Origin of the sequence: Sphingorhabdus sp. YGSMI21 (assembly GCF_002776575.1) — a bacterium.
Lineage (GTDB): Bacteria > Pseudomonadota > Alphaproteobacteria > Sphingomonadales > Sphingomonadaceae > Parasphingorhabdus.
Genome location: NZ_CP022548.1, coordinates 3,360,358 through 3,375,659, shown reverse-complemented (window position 1 = coordinate 3,375,659; position 15,302 = coordinate 3,360,358). Strand labels below are relative to the sequence as shown.

General features: G+C 59.7%; 11 protein-coding genes. 9 read left to right on the top strand and 2 right to left on the bottom strand.

Going from position 1 to position 15,302, the window contains the following annotated elements; translation table 11 throughout:
* Positions 1-2: 2 nt before the first annotated feature.
* From CHN51_RS16180 to CHN51_RS16150, 7 genes are read left to right on the top strand one after another with little or no spacing between them, the layout of a single operon-like run.
* Positions 3-1,625 carry a hypothetical protein gene (locus tag CHN51_RS16180; protein WP_100094938.1) on the top strand — a complete coding sequence of 541 codons (1,623 nt, stop codon included), beginning with the start codon at positions 3-5 and terminating at the stop codon, positions 1,623-1,625.
* Positions 1,626-1,660: 35 nt separating this feature from the next.
* Positions 1,661-2,914, top strand: coding sequence for an XrtA/PEP-CTERM system-associated ATPase (locus CHN51_RS16175; protein ID WP_100094937.1), 1,254 nt, complete (start codon positions 1,661-1,663; stop codon positions 2,912-2,914).
* On the top strand, positions 2,889-3,788 hold the full coding sequence (locus tag CHN51_RS16170; protein WP_240616777.1) for an XrtA system polysaccharide deacetylase: 900 nt from the start codon (positions 2,889-2,891) through the stop codon (positions 3,786-3,788). The genes CHN51_RS16175 and CHN51_RS16170 overlap by 26 nt, the downstream gene beginning before the upstream one ends.
* A complete protein-coding gene (locus CHN51_RS16165; protein WP_240616776.1) occupies positions 3,788-4,861 on the top strand; it encodes a FemAB family XrtA/PEP-CTERM system-associated protein in 1,074 nt (357 codons plus the stop codon). Before CHN51_RS16170 ends, CHN51_RS16165 begins: the two co-directional genes overlap by 1 nt.
* The gene (locus CHN51_RS16160) at positions 4,861-6,084 is read left to right on the top strand and encodes a TIGR03087 family PEP-CTERM/XrtA system glycosyltransferase (protein WP_100094936.1); all 1,224 of its coding nucleotides are present in this window, start codon (positions 4,861-4,863) and stop codon (positions 6,082-6,084) included. The genes CHN51_RS16165 and CHN51_RS16160 overlap by 1 nt, the downstream gene beginning before the upstream one ends.
* Positions 6,081-7,634, top strand: a complete 1,554-nt coding sequence (gene xrtA, locus CHN51_RS16155; RefSeq protein ID WP_100094935.1) for an exosortase A — start codon at positions 6,081-6,083, stop codon at positions 7,632-7,634. The genes CHN51_RS16160 and xrtA overlap by 4 nt, the downstream gene beginning before the upstream one ends.
* Positions 7,635-7,643: 9 nt before the next feature.
* On the top strand, positions 7,644-9,539 hold the full coding sequence (locus CHN51_RS16150) for an XrtA/PEP-CTERM system amidotransferase (RefSeq protein ID WP_100094934.1): 1,896 nt from the start codon (positions 7,644-7,646) through the stop codon (positions 9,537-9,539).
* A 72-nt stretch (positions 9,540-9,611) separates the two neighbouring features.
* On the opposite strand, the gene truA is transcribed toward CHN51_RS16150, so the two are convergent.
* Both truA and fmt read right to left on the bottom strand, forming a co-directional pair.
* Positions 9,612-10,355 carry a tRNA pseudouridine(38-40) synthase TruA gene (gene truA / locus CHN51_RS16145; protein WP_100094933.1) on the bottom strand — a complete coding sequence of 248 codons (744 nt, stop codon included), beginning with the start codon at positions 10,353-10,355 and terminating at the stop codon, positions 9,612-9,614.
* Positions 10,352-11,257, bottom strand: a complete 906-nt coding sequence (gene fmt / locus CHN51_RS16140; protein WP_100095703.1) for a methionyl-tRNA formyltransferase — start codon at positions 11,255-11,257, stop codon at positions 10,352-10,354. The genes truA and fmt overlap by 4 nt, the downstream gene beginning before the upstream one ends.
* A gap of 230 nt (positions 11,258-11,487) precedes the next feature.
* Here fmt and recR point away from each other — a divergent pair, with 230 nt between their 5' ends.
* Together recR and CHN51_RS16130 are read left to right on the top strand one after the other, a co-directional pair.
* The gene (gene recR / locus CHN51_RS16135; protein WP_100094932.1) at positions 11,488-12,090 is read left to right on the top strand and encodes a recombination mediator RecR; all 603 of its coding nucleotides are present in this window, start codon (positions 11,488-11,490) and stop codon (positions 12,088-12,090) included.
* A gap of 340 nt (positions 12,091-12,430) precedes the next feature.
* Positions 12,431-15,265 carry a TonB-dependent receptor gene (locus tag CHN51_RS16130; RefSeq protein ID WP_240616775.1) on the top strand — a complete coding sequence of 945 codons (2,835 nt, stop codon included), beginning with the start codon at positions 12,431-12,433 and terminating at the stop codon, positions 15,263-15,265.
* Positions 15,266-15,302: the final 37 nt, after the last annotated feature.

Sequence of the window (15,302 nt, the reverse complement as noted above, 5' to 3'; positions counted from 1 at the left end):
CCATGACCGCGCATATGACCAGAAATGTCCTGAAATACGGGGCGGCAATTTTGCCGCTACTGGGACTGGCCGCACCCGTCGTCGAGGCACGCGAGCGCCAGGCTGACGTGGCACCCTATCTGGAAATCCAGCAAATATTGGTGGCAGATCTGAAGGACGGCAGCGATGTTCTGACCTATACGTCGGTCGCCGCCGGCGTCGATACGTCGCTTCAGACGCGCAATGCCGAAGCCCAGTTGAACGTCCGCTATGAGCGGAGGTTCTTCTATCAGGACAATCTGGGTGACGAGGATATCATCACCGGTCTGGCCCGCGGCAGCGTGCAGGTTGTTCCCAATCTTCTGGCCCTGGAAGCCGGTGGAATCGCGGCCCGCAGCCGGGTCGATCTGCGCGGTGAGGCACCATCCAATACGGTCGGCAATATCGACAATGTGACGCAGGTCTATTCCGTTTATGCCGGTCCGACTCTCGCAACCCGGGTGGGCGCCCTGGATGTGAATGCCGGTTACCGCATCGGCTATACCAAGGTAGAGAATGAATCTGCTGGAATCCTGCCACCGGGACAGGCTCCCATCGACGTATTCGATGATAGCGTCAGCCATTCGGCGAGCGCCAGCGTCGGCATGCAACCCGGTGATTTGCCTTTCGGCTGGACCGTCGGTGCAGGCTGGCAACGCGAAGATGGCAGCCAGCTGGATCAGCGGTTCGACGGAAAGCAGGTCCGTGCCGACGTAACCGTGCCGGTTTCGTCGACCATGGCTCTGGTTGGCGGCGTTGGCTATGAGGATATCGAGATTTCGGAACGGGATGCGTTGCGCGACACCGACGGTGTTCCGATCATCGGCGACGACGGCCGCTTTGTCACCGACAAAAGCTCGCCCCGATTGCTGTCCTACGATCAGGACGGTATATACTGGGATGCCGGTGTGCTCTGGCGGCCAAGTCGCCGTACCTCGCTCGAGGCGCGGGTCGGTCAACGCTATGGTAGCGAAACCTATTATGGCAACTTCGCCTATCAGCCGAACCAGAATACAGCGCTGAATATTTCCGTCTACGACACGGTGTCGGGCTTCGGGAATTTGCTCAACGACAATCTCGCCAATCTGGGCACCGGCTTTTCCACCACCCGCAATCCCCTTAGCGGGGAATTGAACGGCTGTGCCTTCGGTCAGACGAGCAGCCTGTGTTTCAACGATGTCCTGCAATCAGCCGCATCTTCCTCGTTCCGCGCGCGGGGCGTCAACGGGCAGCTTACCTATCGTCATGGCGGATGGAATACCGGCCTGGGCGTGGGCTATGCGCGTCGGCGCTTCTTTGCCTCGCAACTCGGTTCGGTTTCCGCGGTCGATGGACTCGTCGACCAGAATTATTACGCCAACCTGACCATCGGCCGCGAACTCGATGCCTATTCCAGCTTCGATGCCAATGTTTACGCCAATCTGCTGGACAGCGGCTTTGCCAATGCACCCAATGTTCTGGGGGTCGGCGCCAATGCAGCTTATTATCGCCAGATATTGCCCCGATTGCAGGGCACGGCGGCGGTTGGTCTGGACAGTTTCCAGCAAGATGGTTTCGACAGCGAGCTTACCGCTTCCGCTCTGCTGGGACTGAGATATGATTTTTAACGGCTTCTTCACCGCCGTTGACCGGAGATACGCGCATGTATGATACATTTTATGGATTGAATGGCCGGCCCTTTCAGCTGACCCCGGATCCGCATTTCTATTTCGAAAGCCTGACGCACCGCAAGGCATTGTCCTATCTTGGCTATGGCCTGGCACAGGGTGAAGGCTTCATCGTCATCACCGGAGACGTCGGCGCGGGCAAGACCACGTTGGTCAGCCATCTGATGGCGACAATCGACAAGGCGCGTCTGACCGCCGCCAATATCGTGACCACGAAGCTGGACAGCGAAGATATTGTGCGCGTTGCTGCCAACCATTTCGATATCAACACAGACCATATGGACAAGGCGCAGTTGCTCAGCGCCTTTGAAGAGTTTCTGCACGCCGAAGCGCGGGCGGGGCGGCGCTGTCTGCTGATCGTGGACGAATCGCAAAATCTTCCAGCGGGTGCGCTGGAGGAATTGCGGATGCTGTCCAATTTCCAGCTTGGCGGCCAGGCTCTGCTGCAGATATTTCTGCTCGGCCAGCCGGAATTTCGCGATATGTTGCAGAACTCCAACCAGCTGGAGCAATTGCGGCAGCGGGTCATCGCGCACCACCATCTTGAACCGATGGATGCAGAAGAGATCGAACCTTATGTCACGCATCGCTTGTCCAAAAGCGGTTGGTCGGGACGCCCGAAAATCACATCCAGCGTATTTCGGCTGCTTTACTCCGAAACCGATGGCGTGCCCCGCAAGATCAACGCCTTGATGAGCCGGATATTGCTGATGGGGGCGATCGAGCATGCCGAGATGATCGACCAGCCGATGGTCGAACGGGTGATTGCCGATCTGAATGGCGAAGACGTGGAAATTGCCGCTCCGCCGACAGCAACTGCCGAGCCCAAGAACCCTTTGTGGGAAAAGCCCAAGAAGGCCCAGACTGCGAGCACAGATGCACCTGTCAGCGCGCCGGCCCCCGTTCCCGCGCCCGAACCGGCGTCCGCGACGGAGCATGAAGTGGTCAACCTTCGTCCTCCGCAAGCGCCAACGGAATCGGCCGCGCAGGCTGCCGGAACGCGGATTGCATCCCAAGCGAAGCCCGCCGAGTCTGCTGTGGCTCCGGCAGCTTCCGACAAGGCGATGGCACAGCAGATCGATATCATGGCAAAGCGTCTGTCGCGGATGGAAACGCGCATGAACGACCAGGAAGAAAATCTGCACCGCGTCTTGACGTTGCTTGTGCAATGGGTCGAGAGCGATGTCCGGAGCAAGGAAAGCTATGTCAATGCGGGACGCGCGGCCTGAACCTTTCGCCAGGGCGAGAAAAGCGGATGCTTTGCTCAACGCCATGTCGGTCGATATCGAGGACTGGTTTCAGGTGGGAGCCTTCGAAACGGTCATCGATCGTGCCGATTGGGATCAGCTCGAGCATCGGGTAGAACATAACACCAATGAGGTGCTGGCCCTGTTCGAAGAAGCAGGCATCAAGGCGACCTTTTTCATATTGGGGTGGGTCGCGGAGCGCTATCCGGCCCTCATGCGGCGGATAGCCGACGCCGGTCATGAAATCGCCAATCACGGCTATGACCATGCCCGCGTGTTCACCCTGTCGCCCGAACAGTTCCGGACCGATCTGGACCGCAGCCGCAAGATAATCGAGGATACGTCCGGCCAGCAGGTCATCGGCTATCGAGCTCCCAGTTTTTCCATCGACCAGCGGACCCCGTGGGCGCACAAGATATTGGCTGAAGAAGGCTATGCCTATTCCTCCAGTGTCGCGCCGATCCGTCATGATCATTATGGCTGGGCAGGGTCGCCGCGCTTTGCCTGGAAGCCCGTCGAGCAGTCCGATTTCATCGAATTGCCGGTGACCACGGTCAAGCTTGGTAACCGCACGTTCGCCGCAGGCGGAGGCGGGTTTTTCCGGCTTTTGCCTTATGCCTTATATGAGCGCTCGATCAGGAAGATGCAGCGCGATGACGGACATGGCGCGATTTTCTACTTTCACCCGTGGGAGATCGACCCTGATCAGCCGCGGGTTGCCAATGCGCCGCTTCGATCCCGGCTACGCCATTATACCAATTTGTCAGGGATGCGTGCCAAGTTGCAGCAGGCTGGGCAAGACTTCCGCTGGGGCAGAGTGGACGAACTGGCGGCTCTGGAAGCGGGGCTGATGTGATGCATATGGCAATCAAGCCGGAGTCCTTGACGGTCCGTATTCTCGCGCAAGCCGATGCCGATGAACTGGCCCGGATTGAATCGTTCGTGGATGCTTCGCCGCTAGGCACAGCCTTTCATCGCCCGGCATGGGTATTGTCGGTCGGCAAGGGCTGCGGTCACGAGTGGCGATACCTTCTGGCTGAAGATCACAAAGGACAATTGCAAGGAATTCTGCCGCTGAACCTGATCCATTCGCCCCTGTTTGGCAGGGCACTGGTTTCTTCCGGTTTTGCCGTGGGCGGCGGTATTCTCTCCGACAATGATCAGGCAATCCAGTTGCTCGCCAACGAAGCGTGGCGCTTTGCCGAGAGCAACAGCTTTCCCACCGTCGAATTGCGCGGCGGGCCGGTGCCCGATGGACAATGGCAGTGCAAGCAGGATGTCTACGCCGGTTTTGTCACCGAGCTGGCAGACGATGCGGACAGCCAGTTGCTCGCCGTTCCGCGCAAACAGCGCGCCGAAATCCGCAAGGGCCTCAAGAACGATCTGACGGTGCGCATCGGGACGACGCAGGAAGACCGGGCGGATCATTATGCCGTCTATGCCGAAAGCGTCCGTAATCTGGGAACACCGGTATTCCCGAAAGCGCTGTTCGACGAAGTCCTCGACGCTTTCGGCGAGGATGCCGATATCCTGACCGTGCTCAGCGATGATGTGCCGGTCGCCAGCGTTCTCAGTCTCTATCATCACCAGACGGTGATGCCTTACTGGGGCGGCGGCACATGGGACGCGCGACGCTTTCGCGCCAATGACATCATGTATTATGAACTGATGAACCATGCCCGCAAGCGGGGATGTACTTCGTTTGATTTCGGCCGATCCAAATATGGAACGGGTGCTTTTTCCTTCAAGAAGAACTGGGGATTCGAACCGCAACCGCTTTCCTATGCAACGCGCACAGCCGATGGTGAGGATGCGCGCGACGTCAATCCGACGAGCCCGAAATACCGGATGCAGGTGGCGCTGTGGCAACGCCTGCCGTTGCCCATCGCCAACCGTGTCGGACCCTTGATAGCCAAAGGCCTCGGCTGATGGGTGAGATATTGTTCCTGACGCATCGCGTCCCCTGGCCACCGAACCGGGGCGACAAGATCCGCTCGCACCATTTCCTGCAAAGGCTGATGGACTGCGCCCCCGTGCATGTGGCCTGTTTTGCCGAAGACGAAGCCGAGGCGCAGACCGGCTGGGCGCGCAAGGCGGAGCTTGCTTCCTGCGAGATTGTCCTGCGGACGAAAGCGAGATGGGCCGGCGGGATCGAAGCCATATTTTCCGGACAGCCGGTGTCGCTGACCTGTTTCGCCAGCGCCGCAATCCGCGCCTATGTTGCGGACGTCATTGCCACACGCCCGATAGACTGCGTCTTCATATTTTCCGGCCAGATGGCACAATATATTCCGGCCGCGTTTGACGGTCGCGTGGTGATGGATTTCGGTGATGTCGATAGCGCCAAATTCGAAAGCTACGCCGATGATGGTTCGGGGCCGATGGCCTGGATCAATCGCCGGGAGGGCCGGTTGTTGCGGACCTTCGAAAAGGATGTTGCCGAACGGGCCGATCACAGCCTGTTTGTCAGCGAAGCGGAGGCGGGTTTGTTTCGTCAGCGCTCGGGCTTGGCCGGGGACCGGGTGAAGGCCGTGGGCAACGGGATCGACCTGGAATTTTATGGCGCAACGGACATGCAGCCAGAGGGGCTGGAACAAAGCGGACCGATGATCCTGTTCACCGGCCAGATGGATTATCAACCCAATATTCAGGCGGTGCACAGCTTCAGCACGCAGGTCATGCCGACAATCCTCGCACGTTTTCCGGACGCGCGCTTTGCCATCGCCGGCCGGGCGCCGACCGAGAAGGTCAGGCAGCTTGACGGCAGGAATGGCACGCTTGTGATCGGCGCGGTCGAGGACATCCGCAACTGGATCGTGGCTGCCGATGTTGTCGTCGCGCCGCTGCGGATCGCTCGGGGTATCCAGAACAAGGTGCTCGAGGCGATGGCGATGGGCAGACCGGTGGTAGCGTCCGGTTGCGCGGCAGAGGGCATTGACGCGATCGACGGCGAGCATTTCCTGATCGCTGCGTCTGCGGACGACGAGGCGCGATTGGTGTGCCAATTGCTGCAAAATCCGGAGCAGGCAGCGAAGCTTGGCGAGCGGGCGAAACGGCTTATTCATGCGCAATATTCGTGGGAGACGCAGCTTGCAGATCTGCCCGCCTTGTGCGGTCTGCCCGTATCTGCGGTTGCCGAGGCTGCAGCATGACGAGCGCAACTGCCGATCATGTCCAGAGCAACAAACAGCCTGCTATTCCTGCATCGCTTTGGTCGACGCATCTGAAATTGCTGGCGTTCGCGAGCCTGGGCATATTGGCGATTTTCTGGCGCGATGGCGCGGACATGGTCCGGACATGGTGGTCTGTCTCCACCTATAATCATTGTCTGCTGATCGTGCCGATCCTCTACTGGCTGGTGCAGCAAAGGCGGGAGGAACTGGCCAAGCTCGTGCCGGAAATCTGGCCGCCAGGACTTTTGCTGACCGGAATTGCCGCTTCGGGATGGCTGATCGGAGAGGCTGCCGGCGTTTCCCTTGCCCGCCATCTCGGGCTGCTGATGATGCTGCAGGGCGCGGTAATCACCTTGCTCGGTCCCACTGTCGCCCGCGGCCTCACATTCCCGCTGGCTTTCAGTTTTTTTCTGGTCCCGTTCGGCGAGGAATTTGTGCCTTTTCTGCAAATGGTGACCGCCAAATTGTCGATGCTGTTTCTCGCCTGGGCCGATATCCCGGCCTTCATTGACGGGATTTTCATATCGACGCCGACCGGCTATTTCGAGGTGGCCGAGGCCTGTTCGGGCATCAAGTTCCTGATCGCGATGTTCGCTTATGGCGCGCTGGTCGGCAATGTCTGCTTCCAGAGCTGGAACCGGCGGATATTGTTCCTGATCGCGGCGGTCATCGTGCCGATCCTCGCCAATGGTGTCCGTGCTTTCGGTACCATCTATATCGCGCATCATACATCGCTCGATTTCGCGGTCGGCTTTGATCATATTTTCTACGGCTGGTTCTTTTTCGCCTTTGTCCTGATCGTGCTGATGGCGATCGGCTGGCCCTTTTTCGACCGGAAGATAGACGATGCGATGATTGATGGAGACGCTTTGGCTCGTCGGCAGTCCATCCCGTCGGACCGTCAGCATCCGGTGAAGATCTTGGCCGTGATGGCGGCTATCCTTTTGACGCCGGTGCTGTGGATATCGGTTCTCGCGGCTCAGGAATCGACCGTGCCCGACAGGATTGCCCTGCCGGACGTCGCCGGTTGGGAGCGGGTGGATTATCAGCCACTTTACCCCTGGCAACCCCGTTTTGCCGGTGCCAGCCATCAGCTGCTCGGGCGCTACCGGAACCCTGTGACGGGCATGGAGGCCGATCTCGCAATCGCCGTTTACGACCGTCAGGAAGACGGACGCGAGATCGTCGGTTACGGGCAGGGCGCACTGGTTCCGGAAACCGAATGGTCCCGCAACCGCGCGCTCGAAGCACCGGCCGGCGGGTCTGCGGTCGAACTGATCGCGCCCGGACCGGTGGTGCGCGATGTCGTCAGTTTCTATCGCATCGGCGGCAAGCTCACCGGCAGCGGCTCGGTGGTGAAGCTCGAAACGCTGAAGAGCAGGCTGCTTGGCGGTCCGCAACAGGCCGTGGCAATTCTGGTGTCGTCGGAGACGAGGCGCGAAGAATCGCCCCGGATTGCGATCGACGCCTTTCTTGCTGATCTCGGCCCGGTCGACAAATTGGCTGACGCGATGGCGGGCCTGCGCTAGGGCGCACCTATGTGTGGCATAGCAGGTATATTTCATTTGGAGACGGCCAAGCCCGTCGGTCCCGATCGTCTGCGCAAGATGACCGACAGCCTGTCGCACCGCGGGCCGGACGGATCGGGCATCTGGACCGCCCCGGGTGTCGGGCTTGGGCATCGCCGACTTTCGATCATCGATCTGGAAGGCGGCGCGCAGCCGATGCTGACGGCCGACGAAGCGCAGGTGCTCAGTTTCAACGGCGAGATATACAACTTCCGCGAGGTTCGGGCCGAGCTGGAGGGACTGGGCCACCAGTTTGCGACCAGTAGCGACAGCGAAGTCATTCTCTATGCCTGGCGGCAATGGGGCGTGGAGTGCCTGAAGCGGCTGAACGGCATGTTTGTCTTCGCGCTCTACGACCAGCGCAGCCGCCAATTGTTTCTGGCCCGCGACCGGCTGGGCGTGAAGCCGCTGTTCTACGCGCGGGTGTCGGACGGCAGCATATTGTTCGGTTCGGAACTGAAAGCCTTGCTCGCCAATCCCTTGCTGCGCCGCGAGCCCAATTTGCGGGCGGTCGATGACTATCTCGCCTTTGGCTATGTCCCGGACCAGACATCGCTGCTCAGGGGCGTGAAGAAGCTGGCGGCCGGCCATTATCTGCTGCTCGAGCAGGGCAAGCCGGAACCCGCACCGGTGCAATATTGGGATATGGATTTCAGCCAGCGCCACAAGGCTTCTGCTGGTGCTTTGGAAGAGGAGTTGGTCGACCTGCTCAAACAGGCCGTAGGCTCGCGGATGGTCGCGGATGTGCCGCTGGGCGCCTTTCTGTCCGGTGGGGTCGACAGCAGCGCGGTGGTCGCGCTGATGGCGGAGCACAGCCGGCGGCCGGTCAAGACCTGTTCGATCGGTTTCGACCAGCATTCGCTCGACGAGACCGGCTATGCCCGGCAGGTCGCGGAACGGTTTCGGACTGATCATCGCAAACGCATTGTGGCGGCGGATGATTTCGGTCTGATTGACACGCTCGCCGACCATTTTGACGAACCCTTTGCCGATGCCTCTGCCTTGCCGACGTACCGGGTGGCCGAGCTCGCCCGCGAGACCGTGACCGTCGCGCTGTCCGGAGATGGTGCTGACGAGGCAATGGCCGGCTATCGCCGCCATGTCTTTCACCACGCTGAAGAACGGGTGAGGGGGCTGTTGCCACAATCCTTTCGCGGGCCGGCCTTCGGCTGGCTGGGCTCCGTCTATCCCAAGGCCGACTGGGCACCACGTCCGTTTCGCGCCAAGTCGACTTTGCTCTCGCTGGCCCGCACCGGACCGGAAGGCTATGCCGAAGCGGTCGGCGTGACAACGCCATCGGGACGCCGGCACATCTATTCCGACCGCATGCGCAGCGATCTTGGCGACTATCAGGCCGAGCAGCGGATGATCGACCTGATGGACAATGCGCCGGCGCGCAATGGCCTCGATCAGGCGCAATATGCCGATATGAAAATGTGGCTGCCGGGCGACATATTGACCAAGGTCGACCGGACCAGCATGGCCGTCGGTCTGGAAGCGCGCGAACCCCTGCTTGACTACAAGCTGATGGAGTTCGCGGCAAAACTGCCGACCGGTTTGCGGGTTCACAGGGGGCAGGGCAAATATCTCCTCAAAAAGGCGATGGAACAATATCTCCCCGATGACATTCTCTATCGCCCGAAAATGGGTTTCGTGACGCCGATCGCACAATGGTTCCGCGGACCGCTTGCCGACACCGCCCGGGACATCGCCAGCGGCGGCAATCTGGCGCGGACCGGCTGGTTTGACAGCAAGGCCATGCGCACGATCGCGGATGACCATATCGCCGGCCGGTCGGATAACAGCCGCTTGCTTTGGCAGCTGCTGATGCTCGATAAATCGCTGTCGCGGTTGTTTGGGCTGTAGTTTATCCGCGAAGGCCGGGGTCCAGCCGATAGTGCACTAATTTTCTGGCCACCGGCCTGCGCCGGTGAACAGCTATTCCGGATAGATGGCTTCGACAAAATAGAGACCGTCCGGCGGGGCGTTGAAGCCGAGCGCATTGCGGTCTCTCGCTTTCAGCGCGTTTTTCAGGTCCACTTTCGTCCATTTGCCGGTGCCGACCAGTTTCAGGCACCCGACGATCGAACGGACCTGGTGATGCAGGAAGGAGCGGGCGGCGACCTCGACTTCAATTTCCTCGCCGAAGCGGCTGACCGATATGCTGTCGAGCGTCTTGACCGGGCTTTGCGCCTGGCAATGGACCGAGCGGAATGTGGTGAAATCATGCTGACCGGTCAGCGCCTGCGCCGCGTTGTGCATGGCGTCGCTGTCGAGTGCCGGGGCAACCTGCCAGCTCAGCCCGCGGTCGAAGGTCAGCGGCGCGCGGCGGTTGGTAATCTTGTAGAGATAGCGTCGTCCCTCGCAGGCGAAGCGGGCGTGCCATTCCTCGTCGACAATGTCGCAGGCCAGCACCGCCACCGGGTGGGGACGCAGGCCGGCGTTGATGCCTTCGCTCAGCCGGAACGGCGTCAGCTTGGTTTCAAGATCGAAATGCGCGCGCATCGCCAGGGCGTGGACGCCGGCGTCGGTTCTGCCGGCTGCAAAAACGCGTACGTCCTGACCGGTGATCTTGTGGATCGCCTGCTCCACCGCCTGCTGCACGCTGGGGCCGTGATCCTGATGCTGCCAACCCATGAACGGGCGGCCATCATATTCCAGAGTGATCGCGAAGCGGGTCATTGCAATTTGGTCCCCTTCGGGATTTTCGTGCCGTTGAGAAAGGACTTGAGGTCCATGGCGGGCTTGCCGGCCTTCTGTATGACTTCCGGCTGGATCGCTCCGCTGCTGCAGCCGACCAGCAGTTGATCGTCCAGAGTTGTCCCCGCGAAGCCCGCAGCGTCGCTGACTTTTGCCTTCAATATCCGGTAGCGGGCTTCCTGATACTCAAAAAAAGCGCCCGGCTGGGGATTGAACGCCCTGATCTGGCGCTCGACCTGTTCGGCAGACCGGGCGAAATCCAGACGCGCTTCCTGTTTCTCGATTTTTTTCGCATAGGTTGCCAATGCGTCATCCTGCACTTCGGCCGGATAGTCGGATGGGGCCGCCAGATATTGCACCATCAGCGTCGCACCCGTCTCGGCGAGTTCGTCGGTCAGCTCGCCAGCGGTCTTCCCGTCCACCGGCGTGGTCGATTTCAGGAGCATCGGTCCGGTGTCCAGCCCGGCTTCCATCTGCATGATGGTGATTCCGGTTTCGGTGTCACCCGCCAATATCGCCCGCTGCACCGGTGCCGCGCCGCGCCAGCGGGGAAGCAGCGAGCCGTGGATATTCAGACAACCCCTTTTCGGTGCGTCCAGTATCGCCTGCGGCAGGATCAGGCCATAAGCAGCAACAACCGCGACATCCAGATCGAGCGCGGCAAAGGCGGCCTGTTCTTCTTCGTTTTTCAGCGACACCGGGGTGCGGACTTCGATCCCCAGTTCCTCCGCCATGCGCTGCACCGGCGAGGGGGACAGTTTCTTGCCGCGTCCCGCGCGCCGGGGCGGCTGTGAATAGACCGCGACAATATCATGCCCGGCTTCGTGCAACGCTTTCAGCGCCGGCACGGCAAAATCTGGGGTCCCCATGAAGGCGATTCGCAGGGATTTGGTGCCGGGCGTCATAAATATTCTCTCTCAGGGTCACACGGGTCACACCCCCTAATCCGGAAAGTGATTTTCCCGGATCAATGGTCTCCCATCACAAAATTCTGCTTTTGCCGTCAAATATCTGACCAGCCTCCGGCAGGACCGGGACGATAAACATTCGCGTCGCTGTAGGACAGGCATTTTGTGCTTGGCAGGTTTGTGCGGCTGCTCCTAATGACTAAGCCATGGCATCGCAAGAGATCGAAAATCTGGTTCAGGCCCTCGCCAAGCTCCCCGGCCTGGGGCCGCGCTCGGCCCGGCGGGCGGTGCTCTATCTGCTCAAGCGTCCGGAAACGGCGATGAAGCCGATATTGGCGGCGATGGAACGCGTAGACGAGCGGCTCGTGACGTGCGGCATCTGCGGCAATGTGGATACGCAGGATCCCTGCCAGATATGCAGCGACCCCCGCCGCGACGAAAAATCCCTGTGCGTGGTAGAAGAAGTTTCCGATCTCTGGGCGCTGGACAAATCGCGTCTGTTTCCCGGTAAATTTCATGTGCTGGGCGGAAAATTGTCTGCGCTCGACGGTGTCCGCCCGGAAGATATCGGTATCGACACGCTGATCCGGCGGGTCGAAGCGGGCGGCATTGACGAGGTGGTGCTGGCGATGAACGCGACGCTGGAAGGGCAGACCACCGCCCATTATATCGCCGAGCGGCTGGAAAATTACCCGATCCGGTTGAGCCAGCTGTCGCACGGCATTCCCGTTGGCGGCGAACTGGATTATCTGGACGAGGGCACTTTGGCGCAGGCATTGCGGTCGCGCCGACCGGTCAACCAGGACTGATCATCCTTCGCTCGATTATTGCCGCTTCGGTCCGGCGCCAGCGACGATGAATAAATTTCGTGGTCTAAAGAACCAAGGAACTCCGGGCGTCGCTATCGCCTGTGGATTGGTTCGGAAATTCCAGAAATCATAACGGAATTCCGCCATAATTAAGCAGATAATTAAGCGCCCTTGACGAACGGGCCTTCTTAAGGGCACATTGCACAACATAATAATAAAAATCAGTACTGAATAATAATATAAAGACTGATCAACGGGAGAGAGCATGATGAGGAATTCCATTTTACGCAATAGGTGCGCCTTGGGCGCATTGGCATTGGCCTTGGGGATCACCCCGGGAATGGCATATGCGCAAGGTGATGAAGCGGCAGCCGACAGAGACGAGGTCATCGTCGTGACGGGATCCTATATTCGCGGTACGCCTGAGGATGCGGCGGTTCCGGTCGACGTCTATACGAGCGCGGATCTTTCGCAAAGCGGGGTGTCTTCACCGCTCGAATTTATCAAAAATCTGCCCGAAGTCGGCAGCGTGCTGGGTGACTCGAACCAGTTTTCAACCATTGCGCAGGCCAATCAGGGCTTCGGCTCGGTGAACCTGCGGAATCTGGGGCCGACCCGCACGTTGGTGCTGTTCAACGGTCGCCGGACGCTGACCGCACCGGGCGCGGTTGCCGGCGGGTTCGGAGACACCAACGCAATCCCGCTTTTCGCGCTGGACCGGGTTGAAATCCTGAAGGATGGCGCAGCGGCGACTTATGGTTCCGATGCGATTGCCGGGGTGGCCAATTTCGTCACCAAGAGGCGCTTCGAAGGCGTGGAAGTGCAGGGGGACTATGAATTTATCAAGGGATCCGACGGCAACCATACCGCGTCCATTCTGGTTGGCCAGAATTTCGGTGACCTCAATATCATGGCCGGTGTCGGCTGGCAGCATCGCTCCGAACTGGCATCGACGGAGCGGTCTTACGGATTCCAGCCCTATGACGTCAATCCGGCGGCCTGGTCTGCACTGGCGACGCCAGGCTTCTTCATCATTCCGGGAGTCGGGGCGCGACCCGACGCCGGGTGCGAGGAGACCGGCGGTACGCCCGACGGGATTTGCCGCTTCAGCTTCATACCGTTCGACAATCTGATCGAGGAAGAAGACCGCTATCAGGGCTATATCCAGGCCGATATCGACCTTTCCGACACATTCCGTTTCCATGGTGAACTCACCTATGCGCAGACCGATCTGGACGGCATCGGGACATCTCCGGCTTACCCGCCGCTGCAAGGTCCCGGCGGTGCCCAATTGGGTGGCGGCTTTACCATTGACCCGGCCAATCCGGGCGCGCAGATATTTGCCGACCAGATCGGCCTCACCGCGCCCATCGCAGGGCCGATCGGGATTTTCCTGTGGCGGCCATTCGGCAATCTCGGCAACCCGACCGATCCCGGCAGAGGCGCGGGGCGTCAGACCGCCCACAACAAGGCGTTCCGGATGTCTGGTACGCTCGAAAAGGATTTCTCGGAAAGCCTGAGCGGGCAATTGTCTATGACCTGGGCGACTTATGATCGCAGCCGCAGTTCTCCGGGTGTCGTAGGATCTCGTCTGCAAGACGCGCTCAATGGTCTGGGTGGTCCGGATTGTAATCCGGCAACCGGCACACCGGGCGTTGGCGGTTGTCAGTGGTTCAACCCGTTCGTCAATGCTGGACCCGGAAATCCGTCGCTGGGCCTCAGCAATCCCTTTTATGTTCCGGGCAACGAAAACTCGATCGAGCTGATCAATTTCCTCCAGGTTGATAATGGCGTGAAAGAGACCGAGGACACATTTGTCGTCGATCTCATCTTCACAGGAGAACTCGGTCTCGATCTTGGTGGCGGCAATGTCCAATGGGCTGCCGGCGGACAATATCGCAAGGTCAGTTTCCGCTCCCGGCCGCTGCGCCAGGAATCCAATCTGGATATTAACCCCTGCGTCATATTGGGTGACCAGAGTTGCATTGGCGGTGGTCTGGATGGCGCCGGATCGTTCATATTCCTGGGCGGATCAAGACCAACATCGCTCACTCAGGATGTAAAGGCGGTATTCGCCGAGGTCGCCGTGCCGATCAGCGATACGCTTGAAATCACCGCTGCTGCGCGTTTCGAAGATTATGGCGGGTCGATCGGTTCGACATTCAATCCCAAGGGCGCAATCCGCTGGGAACCGACCGATTGGCTGGTATTGCGCGGATCGGTGGGCACGACTTTCCGTGGACCGCTCGCCGCACAGGTGTCGACCAACGCAGTGACGTCTCTCGCCGCGATCGGCGCCGCAAACGGCAATTACAAAGCGGTTGATGTCGCAGGCAATCCGACCGATCTGGGGCCGGAAAAAGCCTTCAGCTACAATCTCGGCGCCGTGGTCGATTTCAACGGCTTTACCTTCTCCGTCGATTACTGGAACTTCACCTTCGAAGACGAAATCACGTCGACCGATGCCCAGGCCATTGCCAACAGCGTAGTGCCGTCGGCCGGTGGACTGGCGGATTGTTCCAATCCCTTTGCAGACCTCATCACATTTGATGGCGGAGCCTGTGTGCAGGGGGTCACAAATGGCACGAATATCTCGCGTATCTTCACCCAGTGGGTCAATGGTCCGAAAACCAAGACATCGGGTCTGGATTTTTCCGCCAGCTACACCACCGATGTCGGTTCGGGCGTTTTCTCCGTCGGGGTCAACGCCAGTCATATCCTGACCTATGACATCGGTGATTTCATCCTCGACGGCATTGTGTTGCGCGACAGTTTCGATGCCGTGGGACTGGGCAATCTCGACCGCAATCCGGGCACGATTTCGCCATGGCGGGCCAATGGCTATGTGAACTACAATATTTCCGGAGTGAACCTGCGCTATGGGGCGACCTATATCGCGGGCGTTCGTGACGAGCGATGCGATGGTCTGGAATTTTGTGCCACCACCAGTTTCGGCGGCACCAATTTCGGCCGGAATATCGAAAGCTATCTGCAGCATGATGTCCATGCGACCTACGAACTGCCGATCGCTGCTTTTGATGCGCAGCTGCAATTTTCGATTGAAAATTTCAGCAACGAGGAAGCATCGGCCGCGCGGCTGCCGCTGGGTTATAACCCGTTCATCGGCAATACGCTGGGCCGGGTCTTCCGCCTCGGCGCCAAAGTCGCTTTCTAGAAGCAGATGCCAATAGGACAGGGGCTCGCCATCAACT